Source organism: Mesorhizobium sp. DCY119, assembly GCF_003590645.1.
Taxonomy (GTDB): domain Bacteria; phylum Pseudomonadota; class Alphaproteobacteria; order Rhizobiales; family Rhizobiaceae; genus Mesorhizobium_M.
The window spans coordinates 91,160-107,562 of record NZ_CP031834.1; the positions used below are offsets into that span (position 1 = coordinate 91,160).

Sequence of the window (16,403 nt, forward strand, 5' to 3'; positions counted from 1 at the left end):
GGACGACGCCACATTCCAGCCAATCCGGACTGCCGAAACCACATCATGCTTCGCCGATTTTTCTCCTACTACAAGCCCTATAAAGGGCTGTTCATCCTCGACTTCTGCTGCGCGGTCCTTTCGGGCCTGCTGGAGCTTGGCTTTCCGATGGCGGTAAAGCTCTTCGTCGACGAGCTTCTGCCATCGCAGGAATGGACGTGGATCATCGCCGCCTCGGCAGCCCTCCTGGTGATCTATTTCGTCAACACCGGCTTGATGGCGGTGGTGGTCTATTGGGGCCACATGCTGGGCATCAACATCGAGACGGAGATGCGCCGCAAGAGCTTCGACCATCTGCAGAAACTCTCCTTCCGCTTCTACGACAACCACAAGACCGGCCATCTGGTCGCCCGCGTCACCAAGGATCTGGAGGAGATCGGCGAGGTCGCCCATCACGGACCGGAAGACCTGTTCATCGCAGTCATGACCTTCTTCGGCGCCTTCGCGCTGATGTTCACGGTCAATGCGAAGCTCGCCCTGATCACGGCGGCGATCGTGCCGGTGGTCGCCTGGGTGACCAGCCACTACGGCGCCCGCATGACGCGCAACTGGCAGGCGCTCTACGGTCGCGTCGGCGATTTCAACGTCCGCATCGAGGAAAATGTCGGCGGCATGCGCGTCGTCCAGGCCTTCGCCAACGAGGACCATGAGCGCAGCCTGTTTGCCCGCGACAACGCCAACTACCGCCGCACCAAGCTCGACGCCTACAAGATCATGGCTGCGTCGACCTCGCTCAGCTACATGAGCATGCGGCTGATCCAGCTCGTCGTCATGATCGCCGGCAGCTATCTGGTGCTCACCGGCGAGCTCAGCAATGGCGGCTTCGTCGGCTTCCTGCTGCTGGTCAACGTGTTCTTCCGCCCGATCGACAAGATCAACTCGGTGATCGAGACCTACCCGAAAGGCATTGCCGGCTTCCAGCGCTACACCGCCCTGCTCGACACCGAGCCGGACATTGCCGACGCGCCGGACGCGATCGTGGCACCGCAATTGACCGGCGAAATCCGCTATCAGGGCGTCACCTTCGGCTACAGCGGCGAGCGGCCTATCCTCAGAGGTATCGACCTCACCATCGAAGCCGGCAAGACCGTCGCCTTCGTCGGCCCCTCGGGCGCCGGCAAGACCACCATCTGCTCCCTGCTGCCGCGCTTCTATGAGGTCGATGGCGGCATGATCACCATCGACGGCATCGACATCCGCTCGATGACGCTGGCCTCGCTGCGCGGCCAGATCGGCATCGTCCAGCAGGACGTGTTCCTGTTCGGCGGCACCATCCGCGAAAACATCGCCTATGGCCGCCTCGATGCCAGCGAAGGTGAGATCATCGAGGCGGCGCGGCGCGCACGCCTCGGCGAGATGATCGACGCCATGCCGCTCGGCTTCGATACGGTAATCGGCGAACGCGGCGTAAAACTTTCCGGCGGCCAAAAGCAGCGGCTGGCGATTGCCCGCATGTTCCTGAAGAACCCGCCGATCCTGATCCTCGACGAGGCGACCTCGGCGCTCGACACCCAGACCGAACGCGAGATCCAGCAATCGCTGTCGGAGCTTTCGCAAGGCCGCACGACACTGGTCATCGCCCACCGTCTGGCGACCATCCGCAACGCCGATCGCATCGTTGTCGTCGACGATACCGGCATTGCCGAACAGGGCCCGCATGAGGAGCTGGTGGCAAAGCGGGGGCTCTACAGCAGGTTGCACAAGGCCCAGCATGGAAACTGAGCCTTCAACCGACGGCTCTCCCAAAGGGTTTGCTTTAAAGTTCGCATAAATATGACTGGTTTTATCCAGATTTTTCTTGTCGTCTGGGGCAAGGCGCATTAGAGCATGATCCCGAAATGCGACGAGCGGTTTCGGGATCGAGAGCCGACGGAGGGATAAGCTCCCGATTCGACACCAGCCGCCTTGCGCCGCAGGAACGAACACCTGATCGACAGGAAAAGCTTGTGTTGAGACGTCTGATTTTTGCCGCCGCCATCATCTCCTCTGCGGCCGTGTGCCTCCCCGCTGCCGGCCTCGCCCAGCAGGAACCGGTCAATCCGGCCCCGTCGGCCCAGCCGGCAACGCCAGCCCCTTCGGCAGAGCCCGCACCGCCAGCCATGACCGCTCCAGGCGCAACGACAGCGCCGGCAGCCCCTGCGCAGCCACAGGCCGCGCCCGAGGCCTCCAGCACCCCCGGCGCGGAAGCCGCGGCTCCGGCAGCGGAACCGTCGGCAGTGGAATTGAACCTCCCGCATGACCTTTCGCCCTGGGGCATGTTCATGGCCGCCGACATCGTGGTCAAAGGCGTGATGATCGGCCTGGCCTTCGCCTCACTCGTCACCTGGACCGTGTGGCTGGCAAAGTCGCTGGAGCTGGCAGGTGCCGTCATGCGCGCCCGCCGTGCCGTTGCCATCATCGTTGGCGCGCGCAGCCTGAGCGAAGCCAGCCGCCAGCTGAACGGACGTGGCGGCGCAGGCGCGCTGCTGCTGCGTGCGGCCGAACAGGAAGTGGAAATGTCGGCCGCAGCCATAGACCACGCCAAAGGCGATGGCCTGAAGGAGCGCGTTTCCTCGCGCCTGTCGCGGATCGAGGCGCAGGCCGGCCGGCGCATGTCGCGCGGCACCGGCGTGCTCGCCACCATCGGCTCGACGGCACCCTTCGTCGGCCTGTTCGGCACCGTCTGGGGCATCATGAACGCCTTCATCGGCATCAGCGAATCGCAAACGACAAATCTCGCCGTCGTCGCGCCCGGCATTGCCGAAGCGCTGCTCGCGACCGCGCTCGGGCTGGTCGCCGCCATTCCTGCGGTTGTCATCTACAACGTCTTTGCCCGCTCGATCACCGGCTATCGGCAGGTACTGGCAGACGCGTCGGCGGGCGTTGAGCGGCTGGTCAGCCGCGATCTCGATTTCCGTCACCTGCCCGTAAGAGCAGCGGCGTAGGAAAGGCTAAGACCATGGCCGGAAAAATCCGCGAGAGTTTTGGCGACGATCTCGAGGAAAACCACGAGATCAACGTTACGCCGTTCATCGACGTGATGCTCGTCCTCCTGATCATCTTCATGGTGGCGGCACCGCTCGCCACCGTCGACATCAATGTCGACCTGCCGGGCTCGACGGCCACGCCGGCACCCCGCCCGGAAGAGCCGCTGTTCCTGACGCTGAAGGACGATCTCAGCCTCGCAGTCGGCAATGAAATCGTCGACCGCCCCGCCTTCGGGCAGACGCTCGACCGGCTGACGAAAGGCGACAAGGAAACCCGCATCTTCCTGCGCGCCGACAAGGTCGTTGGCTATGGCGAACTGATGGAGGTGATGAATCTCCTGCGCAACAGCGGCTACCTCAAGATCGCTTTGGTCGGCCTGGAAACCTTGCCTGCCGGCGAGGCACCGGCAGCCGCGCAATGACGGCGCGGGCCGACACCCATATCGCCTTTCCGGCGCTGCCGAGCCTGCGGGAATTCAGCCTGTGGGCAGCAGCCGGTCTGGTGGTGCTGACCACGCACGCCTCCGTGGCCTATTATCTGTCCACCCGGCCGCCAGAGCTCAGCACCGAAGCAGCCGAGCCGGCGATGATGATCGAGCTCGCCCCGCTGCCCGTTTCTGTTCCGGAGGAAGTCGAGCCGGAGAATCTGGTCGAGGAAGCGCCCAACCAGACGATCGAACCGGTCGACGAGCAGCAGGAGGAAGTGGCCGAAACGCCGGTCGAAGAACCTGTCCAGCCCGACGAGGTGGAGCCCATTGAAACGCCTGAGCCGGAAACGGCGACCGAGGCCGAACCTGTTGAGGAAATCGAGCCGGAGGTCGTAGAGGCGATAACCCCGGAAGTGGCGATCCCCTTGCCGCAGCCTCGCCCTGTGGTCCGCGAAGAACCAAAGAAGCCGGTCGAGAAGAAAAAGGAAGTCGTCAAGAAGGAGAAGCCCGCGCCGAAGAGACAGGCAGACGTTGCCGAAAAGGAAACGAAGCCGACTGAAAAGCGCGTGGTTCAGAGACAGGCTTCCACGGCCCCAAGCGTCAGCCCGGCGAAGTGGTCATCGAAGGTGCAGGCGTGGATCGCGCGGCGTGCGCGAAGAAGCTCGGCCAAGGACACCGGCACAGCACAGGTGACGTTCAGGATCGACGTCAGCGGCAATGTCGTTTCGGCGAGGCTTGCCCGGTCGTCCGGAAGCAGCGAACTCGATCAGGCGGCGGTCGACCTGATATGGCGCTCCTCTCCAGTGCCGGCACCGCCGGAACCAGCCTTTGCCAGAAACCCGATTTCCCTCCCGGTGAAATTCCAGTGAAGTGAGCGCCGATCGATACTAGTCTCGGCGCTAGCGAGCGGCGTTAAGCCGCCCTCGGCAAGTCCTGCTCTACGATCGCCAGGTTGCGGCCGCGGTTCTTCGCCTCGTAGAGGCGGCGGTCGGCCACACGCATCAATTCCGAGACATTGGCATTGGCCGGACAGAGCGTTCCGCCGATGCTGACCGTCAGCGGGATCGTCCGTTCGTCGACGGGACGGAACCTCGTCAGCTCGACCTCGCGCCGAATCCTCTCCGCCACATAGGCCGCCTCCTTGTCGCTGGCGCCGATCAGGAAGGCGCCGAATTCCTCGCCGCCGATACGGCCGACAATATCGCCCGAACGCACGCCGCGCGTGATCGCCGCGGCGATTTCCATCAGCGCGTCGTCTCCGGTGAGATGGCCGAAGCTGTCATTGATCTTCTTGAAATGGTCGGCATCGATGATTAGCAGCGCGCCCCGGTCGGACTGGCGCCGCGTTGCATCAAGTGTGGCAAAAAAGCTCTCGCGGTTGAGCATGCCGGTCATGTCATCGCGGCTTGCCTTTTCCTCGAGACGCCGATGCGCGGCGGCAAGCTGGGCGTGGGTTCTTGCGAGTTCGCGGTGCGCCAGCTTGAGACGATCGCTCTGCCAGAAGGTGTAGGCGCTGGCCGGCCAGGCCGTCGCCAGCGGGCACAGGATGCACATCATCCAGGCATTGCCGTCGATCACGCCGCCCAGTGCGGGAACGACTGCGAGCACAATGAGGACGGAAGCAATAGCGGCGGAGACGGCAACAAGTGCCGACCTGAGAATTAGGCTCTTCATTGCTTTCCCCCTGCTACGGGCCTCGTTTGACAGGAAGCGTTGAAGGTCTCGTTTCAGGCTTGGCTAAAATTTGAACCATTGCGCGATCGGGTCGTCCTGGCTCACAAATTTTTGTCCCGAGCCCCGGCACAACCGCGCGGAACCGTGCCATAAGGCCTTTATGACACAGTCTCCCGAGCCCGCCCTCTTTGCCCATGTCACCGACTGGGTGTTCGACCTCGACAACACGCTCTATCCGCATCACACCAACCTGTTTTCGCAGATCGATGTGAAGATGACGGCCTATGTGTCGGAGCTGCTGCAATTGCCGCGCGAGGAGGCGCGCAAGCTGCAGAAGGAGCTCTATCTGGAATATGGCACGACGCTTAAGGGCCTGATGGAACGCCACCAGATCGATTCCGACGACTTCCTCAACAAGGTCCACGACATCGATTATTCCTGGCTGAAGCCCGACCCGGCACTGGGCGAAGCGATCAAGGCGCTGCCCGGCCGCAAGTTCATCTTCACCAATGGCGACCGCGGCCACGCCGAGCGCACGGCGGGCGAGCTCGGCATCCTCGACAATTTCGACGACATATTCGACATCGTCGCGGCGGGGCTGACGCCTAAGCCCGCGCCCGAAACCTATGACCGGTTCCTGGCGCTTCACGGCATCGCCGGGCCGAACGCGGTGATGTTCGAAGACCTCGCCCGCAACCTGATCGTGCCCAAGGCGCTGGGCATGAAGACCGTGCTGATCGTGCCCAACAATTTCGAGCCGACTTTTTCCGAAATCTGGGAACGCGACCCGGCTTTCGATGACGCGGTCGACTTCGTCACCGACGATCTCGCCGCCTTCCTGCGGACGATCGTCAATCCTGCGCAACCCTGATTCAGCCATATTGGCCCTGTTTCTGAGCATCAGAACGGGGACGAATCGAGTGGCTCGATCGCTGCATTTCTTTTGAGACGCTTCACATCGCTGGAAGCCCGCATCGACGCCGGCGCCCATGCCGTGCTCGACCGGCTGCCGGCCAGTGGGCTTTATGGCGGGCTGGTCGAGTTTCTCGTCTTTGGGCTGAAGCAGGCCTGGGCCTGCCTGTTCGGCGGCGCGATGCTGGCGCTGATCATCGCGACAAAACTTTTCTGGCCCGATGGCATCGCGCTCGCGCGCTACGATTTCCTGTTTCTGGCAGCCCTGGCCATCCAGCTTTCGATGCTCATCTTCAGGCTCGAGACCGTTTCGGAAGCCAAGGTCATCCTGATCTTCCACATCGTCGGCACACTGATGGAGATATTCAAGACGTCGGCGGGCTCATGGATTTATCCCGAGGAAAGCTTCTTCCGGCTTGGCGGCGTGCCGTTGTTCTCCGGCTTCATGTATGCCGCCGTCGGCTCCTATCTGGCGCGCGTCTCGCGCATTTTCGACATGCGCTACAGCAACTATCCGCCTCTATGGGCAACGGCGCTGCTGGCCGCCGCGATCTATGCCAACTTCTTCGCCCATCATTTCATTGCCGACATGCGCTACGGCCTGTTCGCCGTCACGGCGGTGCTTTTTCTGCGAACGACCGTGCATTACCGCGTCTTCCGCTTCCGCCATCGCATGCCGCTGCTGCTGGGTTTCCTGCTGGTGGCGCTGTTCATCTGGTTCGCCGAAAACATCGGCACATGGTCGCGCGCCTGGATCTATCCCGGCCAGCATGAGGGCTGGACGCCGGTTTCCATCCAGAAACTCGGCGCCTGGTATCTCCTGATGATCATCTCGTTCGTGCTGGTGACGCTGGTTCACAGACCGCAGCGTTACGAGATACCGGCGGCCACCTTGAAACCAGCGGCCGCCGAGTAGCGCGCAAACTTAGTGCTCGGAGTGATCGTCGCCGCCGGACGCAGCCTTGACCGGCAGCGTCACCTCGACCTTGCCGGCCTTCTCGAATTCCAGCGTGACGGGAACCGAGGCGCCTTGCTTGAACGGCTCCTTGACGGCCATGAACATCAGATGCTCCCCGCCCTGCTTCAGCTCGACGGTGGTGCCTGCCGGAATCTCCAGCCCGCCCTCGACCGGGCGCATCACCATGACATTGTCCTTCATCGACATGGTGTGGACCTCGACCTTGCCGGCGGCAGGCGAGGAAGCGCCGATCAGTCTGTCAGCGGCAGCACCCTTGTTGACGACCGTCAGATAGGCGCCGCCGGTCGGCTGGCCGGGCAGCATGGCGCGCGCCCAGGCGCCGTCGATTTCCAGATCGCCCGCCTTGACGGGAGCCGCCATATCATGACCGGCATGGCCGCCATGCCCGCTCTGCGCGGCCAGGATGGTCACAGACGGAGCCGGATGTTCGAGCGAATGCGGATCCTGTCCCTCAGCCGGCTCCTGGTCCCATGTCACCTGGCCCTTGTCGCAAATCTGCTTGGCCTTGAAGAACAGTGTCTGCCCTTCCTCGACGCCGGCCAGCGTGCCGCTGACGACGAACTCGTCGTAATACTCGTCCGGCAGGAAGCCGCCGCTCCAGGTCACGGATTTGACGCCGGACTTCACCTCCTGGCCGTGAAGCTTGTAGGTCTTGGCGAAATCACCCTTCTCGGTGGCGAGCGTCCAGTTCGCTTTCGGCATCGGCTTGGCGTCTATAAAACCTTCCGGGATGTCGATGCGCACCGTGGTGGTGGCCTGGCCGTCACAGCCATGCGGGATTTTCAGCACGGCCTTATAGGAGCCGGGCGTGGCCTCGCTCTTTTCGAGCGACGCATGGGCGTGGGCGGTGATGATCGAAGCGGCCGTCAGCGCGCAGGCTGCGGCAAATGGCAAGATAAGTCGGCGCATTGGGTTTTCCTCTCGCGTCCAAAAACAGTTTCTCCCGCATTCTGCGGAAGCAGGCTTGTTTCAGGCGAGAATGGATGGCGGTGCGCGGATTGCCGGCGGCGGCTCATTCAGCCGGTCCGGCGGAATTTTCGCTTCGAACGAGGCGAACAGCTGGCCGCGACTTTCGACCAGCGCCGGAAACGCCGCCTCAAAGGACGGCTCGATCTTGAGCGGTGCTGCCATGCCGGCGCACGGCCCGCCGATGCAGGTCGGGCAGTCGTCAGCGGCACCGATAGGCGGCAATTGCTTGCCGTCTGGCGTCGCCGTCTGCATCCCGAACGTGGTGCAGATGATCCAGGCGTTGGCGGTATTGGCAGCCCTCGCCTCGGCGAGCGGCTGGAACACATGCGCCACCAGAACCAGCGTTGCTGCAAGTGCAAACAGCCGGCGGTCGCGCCGAAGCGCGGCAAACCATCCCGTCGATGCTTGCTTCAATCCCATGACGAAAAGCTCTAGCCGAACGGGCAGCCGCTTTCCAGCGTTTCCCGATGCGGCATCGCCGCGCGGCCGGTTTCGGAGGGCAGTGCTGGGCAGAAATTGCCCTCGCTCTTGCCGGTAGGGCAATCGCACATGGCACAGCCTACCCCCACTCCGTCTCGGCTTCGCCGATCCACCTCTCCCCCTCAAAAGGGGAGAGGAAGGACGCCAACCTTGCAGACGTTTCCTCTCCCCCGTCGAACGGGGGAGAGGTGGATCGGCGAAGCCGAGACGGAGTGGGGGTCGAATTCTATGCAATTGGGCGAGGAAGTGGTCAGTCACCTCAGACCACCAAAACTCCCCCTAAAGCTTATAAAACTCGGCGATGATCTCCCACGCCTCGTCTGCCGTATCAACGAAGTCGATGATGTCCTGATCGCCGGGCGAGATCGTGCCTTGTTCGGCGAGGTAATCGAGATCGATGGCGCGCTTCCAGAATTCCTTGCCGAACAGGATCACCGGCACCCGTTCCATGCGGCCGGTCTGGATCAGCGTCAGCGTCTCGAAGAACTCGTCCATGGTGCCGAAGCCGCCGGGGAACACCGCCACCGCCTTGGCGCGCATGACGAAATGCATCTTGCGGATGGCGAAATAGTGGAAGTTGAAGCACAGTTCCGGCGTGACGTAGATGTTCGGCGCCTGCTCATGCGGCAGCACGATGTTGAGGCCGATCGACGGCGCGCCGACATCGGCCGCACCCCGGTTGCCGGCTTCCATGACGCCCGGTCCGCCGCCGGTCACCACGACATACTCGCGATAGTGGGATGCCTCCGAATGGCGCGAGCAGATCTGCGCGAATTTGCGCGCCTCGTCGTAATATTTGCTGTTCTTTTCGAGGTTCTTCTTCTGCGTCTCGTCCTTGGCGGCCCAGGCCTCGCCGCCCGGCTCGGGAATGCGCGCGCCGCCGAACAGGATGACTGTCGAGCGGATGCCGCGTTCGGCCAGGATCATTTCCGGCTTGAGCAGTTCGAGTTGCAGGCGTACCGCGCGCAGCTCGCGGCGCGTCATGAACTCTTCGTCGTTCCAGGCAAGACGATAGGTCGCGGCGCGCGTCTGCGGCGTGTCGGGAACCGCCTTTGACCGCTCCAGATCCTCGTCTGAATGCGGAAGCGGTGTCCATCCCGCCTTTTCCATAGGATTCATATGCTTTTTCCGTCCAATTCCTGCCCGCGAGGCGGTCCCCGCGACAATGCGATGATTGACCCTTTGTAAGCCCTGACATAGGGTCCGCGCGACCTTAAAAACAGTCTAACGGCCTGCGCCTTAACAGCACGTATCACGGAGCCTTTCATGTCGAAAACCGACCTTGCCAGCCTCGAAGCGACAATCGAAAAGGCGTTCGAGGAACGCGAGGCGATCACCACCGCCACGCGCGGCGAAGCGCGCGAGGCGATCGAGAGCGCACTGGATCTTCTCGACCGGGGTGCTGCCCGTGTTGCCGAGCGTCAGGATGACGGCGCTTGGAAGGTCAATCAATGGCTGAAAAAGGCGGTGCTTTTATCCTTCCGCCTTAACCCGATGGAGATCGTCAAGGGCGGTCCGGCCGATTCGGTCTGGTGGGACAAGGTTCCGTCGAAGTTTTCCGGCTGGGGCGCGATCGATTTCGAGAAGGCCGGCTTCCGCGCCGTGCCCAACTGCGTCGTGCGCCGCTCGGCCTATATCGCGCCGAATGCCATCCTGATGCCGTCCTTCGTCAATCTCGGCGCCTATGTCGATTCCGGCACCATGGTCGACACCTGGGCTTCGGTCGGCTCCTGCGCGCAGATCGGCAAGAATGTTCACCTGTCAGGCGGCGTCGGCATCGGCGGCGTTCTGGAACCGATGCAGGCCGGCCCGACGATCATCGAGGACAACTGCTTCATCGGCGCGCGCTCCGAGGTCGTCGAAGGCTGCATCGTGCGCGAGGGTTCGGTGCTTGGCATGGGCGTCTTCATCGGCAAGTCGACCAAGATCGTCGACCGTGCCACCGGCGAGATCACCTATGGCGAAGTGCCGGCCAATTCCGTCGTCGTCGCCGGCTCGCTGCCGGGCAAGCCTTTCCCCAACGGCGAACCGGGACCGGGCCTCTACTGCGCCGTCATCGTCAAGCGCGTCGATGCCCAGACCCGTTCCAAAACCTCGATCAACGAGCTGTTGCGCGATTGAGCGGGGCATAAGGGTGAACCGCCAGCAGATTCTCTGGGTCTTCTTCGGCTTTTCCGGCCGGATCAGCCGGCAGGCCTTCGCGCTTGCCGGACTGCTTCTCTATGTGATCAGGCTCTATCCGGTCTATCGCATGATCGCGGCGGAAGGGGACGAAACAGTGATAAATCACTGGGCAAGCGTGTTCATCGCCATGTTCGCCGTGCTGATCGTTTCCCATATCGCGCTCGCCGTGAAGCGGCTGCATGACTTCGACCGTTCCGGCTGGTGGAGCCTGCTCTTCCCGATCGGAGACATCATTGCCTTCATCCTCCTCTGCTTTCCCCCGGGAACCGCTGGAGCGAACCGCTATGGACAACGCACCGACTCGGCGAGCTAGAACCAACAGACAGTCATCCATCGGGCACAGCGCATGACAGGCTACCGCACGCTCGATCCGGCAAAGATCATCGCCACCGCGGAGGCGCTGGAGCTGCGCGTTGCCGAACGCTTCCCGGATTCGGGCCTGCGAAAAGTCGCGACCGAACTCGTTTCGCTGTCGCGCGACCTGACCGGCACGGCGAAAGCGCTTGAAGCGCCGATCTGGTGGCTGCGCGCGCTTATCGGTTTTGCCATCCTCGCCGGCGGTTCGGTCTTTCTGTTCGTCGGCACCTTCCTGTCCTTCGACCGCATCTCCACCGGCGCCTTCGATTTCGTCCAGGGCATCGAGGCCTCGCTCAACACGCTGATCCTCGCCGCCCTCGGCTTTCTGGCGCTCGTGCGCGCCGAGGAGCGCATCAAGCGCAAGCGCGTCTTTCGCGCCCTGCATGGGCTGCGCTCGCTGATCCATGTCATCGATATGCACCAGTTGACCAAGGACCCGGTTGTGCTGTCGGCCAATTTCAAGCCGACGGCAAACTCGCCGGCGCGCATCACCAACAAGGCCGATCTCGCCCGCTATCTCGACTACTGCTCGGAAATGCTGTCGATCACCGGCAAGCTCGCCGCCCTCTTCGCACAGTCGGTCAATGACGACGTGGTCGTCGATGCCGTCAACGACATCGAAAGCCTTGGCTCCAACCTGTCGCGAAAGATCTGGCAGAAGATCATGATGATCGAGGATACGGCCCGGACAAAAGCCGGCTAATCAACCGGCTTTCAGCGCCTCAATCAGCCCTGCGAGCTCTCCAAGATGCTCCAGTCGCCGGAACCGTGGCGCATCGGTCGGCTCGTCGACATGTTCCAGCACCCAGGTCAGGTCGTGCGGGACATAAACACCCCAGCTTCCAGCCTCGATCGCCGGAACGACATCGGATTTGAGCGAATTGCCGATCATCATCGCACGGTCCGGTCCGTCGCCATGGCGGGTAAAGATGCGCTCGTAAGTCGAGGCGGTCTTGTCGCTGACGATCTCGACGGCGTCGAACAGTTCGCCCAGACCCGACTGCGCCAGCTTGCGTTCCTGATCGAACAGATCGCCCTTGGTGATCAGCACCAGGCGGTAGGCTCCCGCCAGTTCCTCCAGCGTCTCGCGCACATTGGGCAAGGTCTCGACCGGATGGCTCAGCATATCCCGGCCGGCGGCCAGGATCTCGCGGATGACGCTGGCCGGTACGCGGCCCTCGCTGATCTCCACGGCCGTTTCGATCATCGACAGCGTAAAACCCTTGATGCCGAAACCGTAGAGGACGAGGTTGCGCTTCTCCGCCTCGAGCAGCCTTGCGTGGATGTCGTGACCCTCGGCATGCTCGGCCAGAAGGGAAGCAAAATGCTGCTCGGTCGTGCGGAAGAACTGTTCGTTCTGCCACAGCGTGTCGTCGGCATCAAAACCGATTGTGGTCAGCGGTTGTTTCGAGGGCAGAATCGTCATCGGCGCAACATATGTTTGCCGTCGCCCTGGCGCCAGTGGCAGTCGCCGTGCAACGGCCCTGCGGCCGGCGTGAAGGCGCAAAGCGCTAGCCGCCGGAAATGGCCTCCGGCGACAGCCCCGGCGGGCCGGCCTTTTTCGCTTCGGCGTCGTGGATCAGGGCGGCAACCCGCGCATTGACCGGCGCAGGCGTTCCGGTGTTGCGCGCCAGCGCCAGCACCTTGCCCTGCAGGTACTCGATCTCGGTCGGCCGTCCTCGCGCCAGATCCTCCCACATGGAAGAGCGCGCGGAGGGGTCCACTGCCAGCATTCGCCGCGCTAGCCGCAGAAACAGCCAGTTGGGCAGCCGCAACAGCGTGGGTATCAGCGCAGGCGGCGGTCCCGTGACCCTCCCCGGCTTGATGCCGGCAGCCCGCATCGTCGCAAGGCCCTCGGCCATCTGCGCCGCCAGCAACCGGCGCCAGCGCCGGTCGGACAGCATGGTCGCAAGCGGCAGGTCCGAGAGGGCGACGAGCGCGTTGCCGAGGTTGAACAGCAGCTTGCCCCATTGCACGGCTTTGATGTCACCATGCTCGGCGATGGCAAAGCCTTCGACATTCAGCAGTTCGGCGAGACCCTCGATCAGCACCGTTCCGCTGGTGGCGCGGTGGACGCGCAGGGGACGCTCGCTCTCACCGGACTGGATCACGTTGAACGGCACCATGCCCGCCAGAACATTGCGCCCGCCAAGCGCTAAGCGCAGCCTGTCGACATTGTCGACGCCATTCTGCAGGCTGACAATCACGGCCTGCTCGGGCGCATGAGTCGCGATCAGCCCGGCCATTTCCTCCGTCGCCCCGCTCTTGACCGTCACCAGAATGACATCGGCACCGGCAAGCGCCGCCTTCGGATCGTCTGTGACGGTTAAACTGCCGGCCGGCAGAAGCCGGTCCAATCCGTCGAGATCGGAGACTTGCAATCCGCCGTCCTCGATCGCCGAGACGACCCGCGGCCGCGCCAGCAGCGTGACCTTGCGCCCGGCCAGCGCCAGGCAGGCGCCGGCATAGCAGCCAATGCTGCCGGCACCGGCAATGACGATCGAAGCGCTGTTTGAGACCATCGGAAAATCCTGCTGCGCCGAAGACTATAGGGCGCAAGGACTTTTAAACACCATCCCAGACGCAACGCGAGGTCTGAGCGGCTTCCCGGAGCAAAGTCGTCAGGGGATCAGAACAACCTTGCCGGTCGTGCGCCGTTCCTCGATTGCCTTGTGTGCCTCAGCCGCCTGGTCAAGCGGATAGCTTACGCCTTGCAGAACTTTGAGCCTGCCGCTCGCGGCCTCCTCGAAGAGTTCCGCGAGATCGGATTTAAGGTTGGCTGGCGTCAGCAGAGGAAGCAGGGCGAAGCCGCGCAGAGACTGGTTCTTGTTGAACATTCCCTCCAGATCGGCGGCATCGAGATCGAACCTGCCCAGCGCCCCGAAGACAATTTCGCCGCACGGCGCCAGAGCCTCAAGAGAAGCCCTGGTGAGCGCCCCGCCGACAAATTCGTAGACGATATCGGCACCGATGCCGCCGGTCGCATCGCGGACACGGCCGGCCCAATCGGATGCGGTGTAATCGATCGGGATATCCGCGCCCAGCGAGCGCGCCAGATCGCGTTTCTCCTGCGTGCTCGCCGCAGCGATGACGCATTTCGCGCCGGCGCGTGTTGCCAGTTGCACGAGCAGCGAACCGACGCCGCCGGCTGCGGCATTCACCAGCACCGTCTTGTCCTTCGGCGGGCTCTGCCGGATGAGATGCAGTGCCGTCAGCCCCTGGATCATCAGGGCAGCCGCGTCTTCGAAGGACAGGTTGTCGGGCAGTCTCACCACGGAAGCGGCGTCGACGGCGACATATTCCGCATATCCGCCGGAGCCTCTGCCGATGGCGAACATCGGGACCGCGACGCGCGCGCCGATCTCGACGGAACCGACATCTGCCCCGAGCGCCTCGACGACACCGGCAACCTCGGCGCCGAAGATCATCGGCAGGTCCGGCGTCACGGCGTAACGATCCCGGCGCATCAGCACTTCGAAGAAGTTCACGCCGGAGGCGCGCACCCGGACCAGCACCTCGCCGGGAGCAGGAACCGGTGCTGGGACTTCAATGATTTCAAGGACATCCGGGCCACCGAAGCGGCTTAGCTGAACAGCTTTCATGGCAAATCGACCTCACGATATTGGCTTGGTGTTTGCCCTTACCTATGTGTACAGGCGTAGCCGGTTCTACACACCCTTTCGTTCCATACAGACCAGAAGGTAACCATGGCCGAGATCATCAAAAGGCTGCCGGCGCTTCCGGCAGAGCGAGCATTGAGGGTGATTTCCGGGCGTTGGAAGCCGGTGATCCTCTATCATCTGTTCGAAACGCCCAAACGGCTGTCGGAGCTCAAGCGGCTGATCCCGGATATCAGCCAGAAGGTCCTGATCCAGCAGCTTCGCGAAATGGAAGAGCACGGTCTCGTCCATCGCGAGATCTTCCGCCAGGTTCCGCCTCGCGTCGATTATTCCGCGACGGCCCTTGGACTTAGTCTGCAGCCCGTGCTGCTCGCGCTCTGCGAGTGGGGCCAGCGACATGCCGCCGAACTGAATGAACTGGACCGAATCGCCGAATGCGTGATCAAGCCGGTGCGCGCCGCCAGCGATCACTTTGACGGCCGAAATCGCCGCGAACCCCACACTTCGTTAACCTGACCCCGTGACAAGCCCCTGATGGACCAATGCCGGCGCCTCATCGTCCGTGACAGAACGCGCGCTTTGCATTATCTGCCTTGTTCATGAGCATGCCCAAAGATCCCGCCGAAAACCTCGCCGCCCTTATCCGCTGCCCGTCGGTGACGCCCGCCGAGGGCGGCGCGCTGAGCGCGCTCGAAACCTTGCTGAAGCCGCTCGGCTTCACGGTCGAGCGTCCGACATTTTCCGAGGACGGCACGCCTGACATCGAAAATCTCTACGCCCGGCTTTCCGGCAACGGCCCGCATCTGATGTTTGCCGGCCATACCGACGTGGTGCCGGTCGGCGACGAGGCCGCCTGGACGCACCCGCCCTTTTCGGCCGACATCCACAATGGCGAGATGTATGGGCGCGGCGCGGTCGACATGAAGGGCGGCATCGCCTGCTTCGTCGCCGCCCTTGCCCGCCATGTCGAGAAGCACGGCAATCCGAAGGGCTCCGTGTCGCTGCTGATCACCGGCGACGAGGAAGGCCCGGCGGTCAACGGCACGATCAAGCTGCTGGACTGGGCCGCCGGCAAGGGCGAGCAGTGGGACGCGGCGATCGTCGGCGAGCCGACCAATCCCGACAAGCTCGGCGACATGATCAAGATCGGCCGGCGCGGCTCGATCTCCGGCATCGTCACCGTGCATGGACGCCAGGGCCATGTCGCCTATCCGCATCTTGCCGACAACCCTGTGCGCGGTCTGATGACGCTGGTCGATGCGCTGACCAATCCGGCCTTCGACAAGGGCACCAAGGATTTCCAGCCGACCAACCTCGAAATAACCTCGATCGACGTCGGCAACCCTGCCGCCAATGTCATTGCCGCCAAGGCGACGGCGGCGTTCAACATCCGCTTCAACGACACATGGACCGCCGAGACCCTTCAGGCCGAGATCCACAACCGGCTCGATGTCGCCAGCGGCCGCAAGAAATACCGCAAGGGGCGCAAGGAGCCGATCGAGTTCGACATCACCTGGCGCGACCGGCCTAGCCATGTCTTCCTGACACGCGACGACAAGCTGATCGAAACGCTGAGCGGCTCGGTTCATGCCGTCACCGGAGCCAAGCCGGCGCTTTCCGCCTCAGGCGGCACCTCCGATGCCCGCTTCATCAAGGATTATTGCCCGGTCGTCGAGTTCGGCCTCGTCGGCAAGACCATGCACATGGTGGACGAGCGCGTACCGCTTGCCGACCTCGAAACCCTGACCGAGATATATGGCAGGTTCATTCAAGACTGGTTCGAACGGGGCTGACG

The 16,403-nt window shown here is 63.1% G+C and carries 18 protein-coding genes; 11 read left to right on the forward strand and 7 right to left on the reverse strand.

Features of this window, described 5'->3' with window-relative positions:
- The first annotated feature begins 45 nt into the window (after positions 1-45).
- From DZG07_RS00430 to DZG07_RS00445, 4 genes are all read left to right on the forward strand, one after another.
- Positions 46-1,761, forward strand: a complete 1,716-nt coding sequence (locus DZG07_RS00430) for an ABC transporter ATP-binding protein (RefSeq protein ID WP_119813496.1) — start codon at positions 46-48, stop codon at positions 1,759-1,761.
- Between the two features lie 224 nt (positions 1,762-1,985).
- Positions 1,986-2,963 (forward strand): tonB-system energizer ExbB, encoded by a 978-nt coding sequence (exbB, locus tag DZG07_RS00435; RefSeq protein WP_162931522.1) that lies wholly within the window; start codon positions 1,986-1,988, stop codon positions 2,961-2,963.
- Between the two features lie 14 nt (positions 2,964-2,977).
- Positions 2,978-3,427 carry a TonB system transport protein ExbD gene (exbD, locus tag DZG07_RS00440; protein ID WP_091917397.1) on the forward strand — a complete coding sequence of 150 codons (450 nt, stop codon included), beginning with the start codon at positions 2,978-2,980 and terminating at the stop codon, positions 3,425-3,427.
- Positions 3,424-4,302 (forward strand): energy transducer TonB, encoded by an 879-nt coding sequence (locus tag DZG07_RS00445; RefSeq protein WP_119813498.1) that lies wholly within the window; start codon positions 3,424-3,426, stop codon positions 4,300-4,302. The genes exbD and DZG07_RS00445 overlap by 4 nt, the downstream gene beginning before the upstream one ends.
- 43 nt (positions 4,303-4,345) lie before the next feature.
- Here DZG07_RS00445 and DZG07_RS00450 read toward each other — a convergent pair whose 3' ends face one another.
- Positions 4,346-5,107, reverse strand: a complete 762-nt coding sequence (locus tag DZG07_RS00450; protein WP_119813499.1) for a GGDEF domain-containing protein — start codon at positions 5,105-5,107, stop codon at positions 4,346-4,348.
- A gap of 160 nt (positions 5,108-5,267) precedes the next feature.
- On the opposite strand from DZG07_RS00450, the gene DZG07_RS00455 reads away from it, so the two are divergent.
- Positions 5,268-5,978: a pyrimidine 5'-nucleotidase gene (locus DZG07_RS00455; protein WP_091917394.1), complete on the forward strand. Its 711-nt coding sequence runs from the start codon at positions 5,268-5,270 to the stop codon at positions 5,976-5,978.
- A 72-nt stretch (positions 5,979-6,050) separates the two neighbouring features.
- Positions 6,051-6,935 (forward strand): DUF817 domain-containing protein, encoded by an 885-nt coding sequence (locus DZG07_RS00460; protein WP_119813501.1) that lies wholly within the window; start codon positions 6,051-6,053, stop codon positions 6,933-6,935.
- Positions 6,936-6,944: 9 nt separating this feature from the next.
- On the opposite strand, the gene DZG07_RS00465 is transcribed toward DZG07_RS00460, so the two are convergent.
- From DZG07_RS00465 to DZG07_RS00475, 3 genes are all read right to left on the reverse strand, one after another.
- On the reverse strand, positions 6,945-7,907 hold the full coding sequence (locus DZG07_RS00465; protein WP_119813503.1) for a DUF1775 domain-containing protein: 963 nt from the start codon (positions 7,905-7,907) through the stop codon (positions 6,945-6,947).
- Positions 7,908-7,967: 60 nt separating this feature from the next.
- Entirely contained in the window at positions 7,968-8,387 is a 420-nt protein-coding gene (locus DZG07_RS00470) for a hypothetical protein (protein ID WP_119813505.1), read from the reverse strand.
- Positions 8,388-8,726: 339 nt separating this feature from the next.
- Positions 8,727-9,566: an LOG family protein gene (locus DZG07_RS00475; protein WP_091917390.1), complete on the reverse strand. Its 840-nt coding sequence runs from the start codon at positions 9,564-9,566 to the stop codon at positions 8,727-8,729.
- A gap of 147 nt (positions 9,567-9,713) precedes the next feature.
- Here DZG07_RS00475 and dapD point away from each other — a divergent pair, with 147 nt between their 5' ends.
- The 3 genes from dapD to DZG07_RS00490 are packed head-to-tail and all read left to right on the forward strand — an operon-like array spanning position 9,714 to position 11,691.
- A complete protein-coding gene (gene dapD / locus DZG07_RS00480; protein ID WP_119813506.1) occupies positions 9,714-10,568 on the forward strand; it encodes a 2,3,4,5-tetrahydropyridine-2,6-dicarboxylate N-succinyltransferase in 855 nt (284 codons plus the stop codon).
- A 13-nt stretch (positions 10,569-10,581) separates the two neighbouring features.
- Positions 10,582-10,944 carry a DUF805 domain-containing protein gene (locus tag DZG07_RS00485; protein ID WP_162931523.1) on the forward strand — a complete coding sequence of 121 codons (363 nt, stop codon included), beginning with the start codon at positions 10,582-10,584 and terminating at the stop codon, positions 10,942-10,944.
- A 33-nt stretch (positions 10,945-10,977) separates the two neighbouring features.
- Entirely contained in the window at positions 10,978-11,691 is a 714-nt protein-coding gene (locus DZG07_RS00490) for a hypothetical protein (RefSeq protein ID WP_119813510.1), read from the forward strand.
- Here DZG07_RS00490 and DZG07_RS00495 read toward each other — a convergent pair whose 3' ends face one another.
- The 3 genes from DZG07_RS00495 to DZG07_RS00505 form a co-directional block, all read right to left on the reverse strand.
- Entirely contained in the window at positions 11,692-12,414 is a 723-nt protein-coding gene (locus DZG07_RS00495; protein ID WP_119813512.1) for an HAD family hydrolase, read from the reverse strand.
- 85 nt (positions 12,415-12,499) lie between these two features.
- Positions 12,500-13,510, reverse strand: a complete 1,011-nt coding sequence (locus DZG07_RS00500; RefSeq protein ID WP_119813514.1) for a 2-dehydropantoate 2-reductase — start codon at positions 13,508-13,510, stop codon at positions 12,500-12,502.
- Between the two features lie 99 nt (positions 13,511-13,609).
- Positions 13,610-14,590 carry a zinc-binding dehydrogenase gene (locus DZG07_RS00505; protein WP_119813516.1) on the reverse strand — a complete coding sequence of 327 codons (981 nt, stop codon included), beginning with the start codon at positions 14,588-14,590 and terminating at the stop codon, positions 13,610-13,612.
- Positions 14,591-14,695: 105 nt separating this feature from the next.
- Between DZG07_RS00505 and DZG07_RS00510 the strand changes: the two genes are divergently transcribed.
- Positions 14,696-15,124, forward strand: a complete 429-nt coding sequence (locus DZG07_RS00510; protein WP_119813518.1) for a helix-turn-helix domain-containing protein — start codon at positions 14,696-14,698, stop codon at positions 15,122-15,124.
- Between the two features lie 83 nt (positions 15,125-15,207).
- A complete protein-coding gene (gene dapE / locus DZG07_RS00515; protein WP_119813520.1) occupies positions 15,208-16,401 on the forward strand; it encodes a succinyl-diaminopimelate desuccinylase in 1,194 nt (397 codons plus the stop codon).
- The last annotated feature ends 2 nt before the right edge of the window (positions 16,402-16,403 follow it).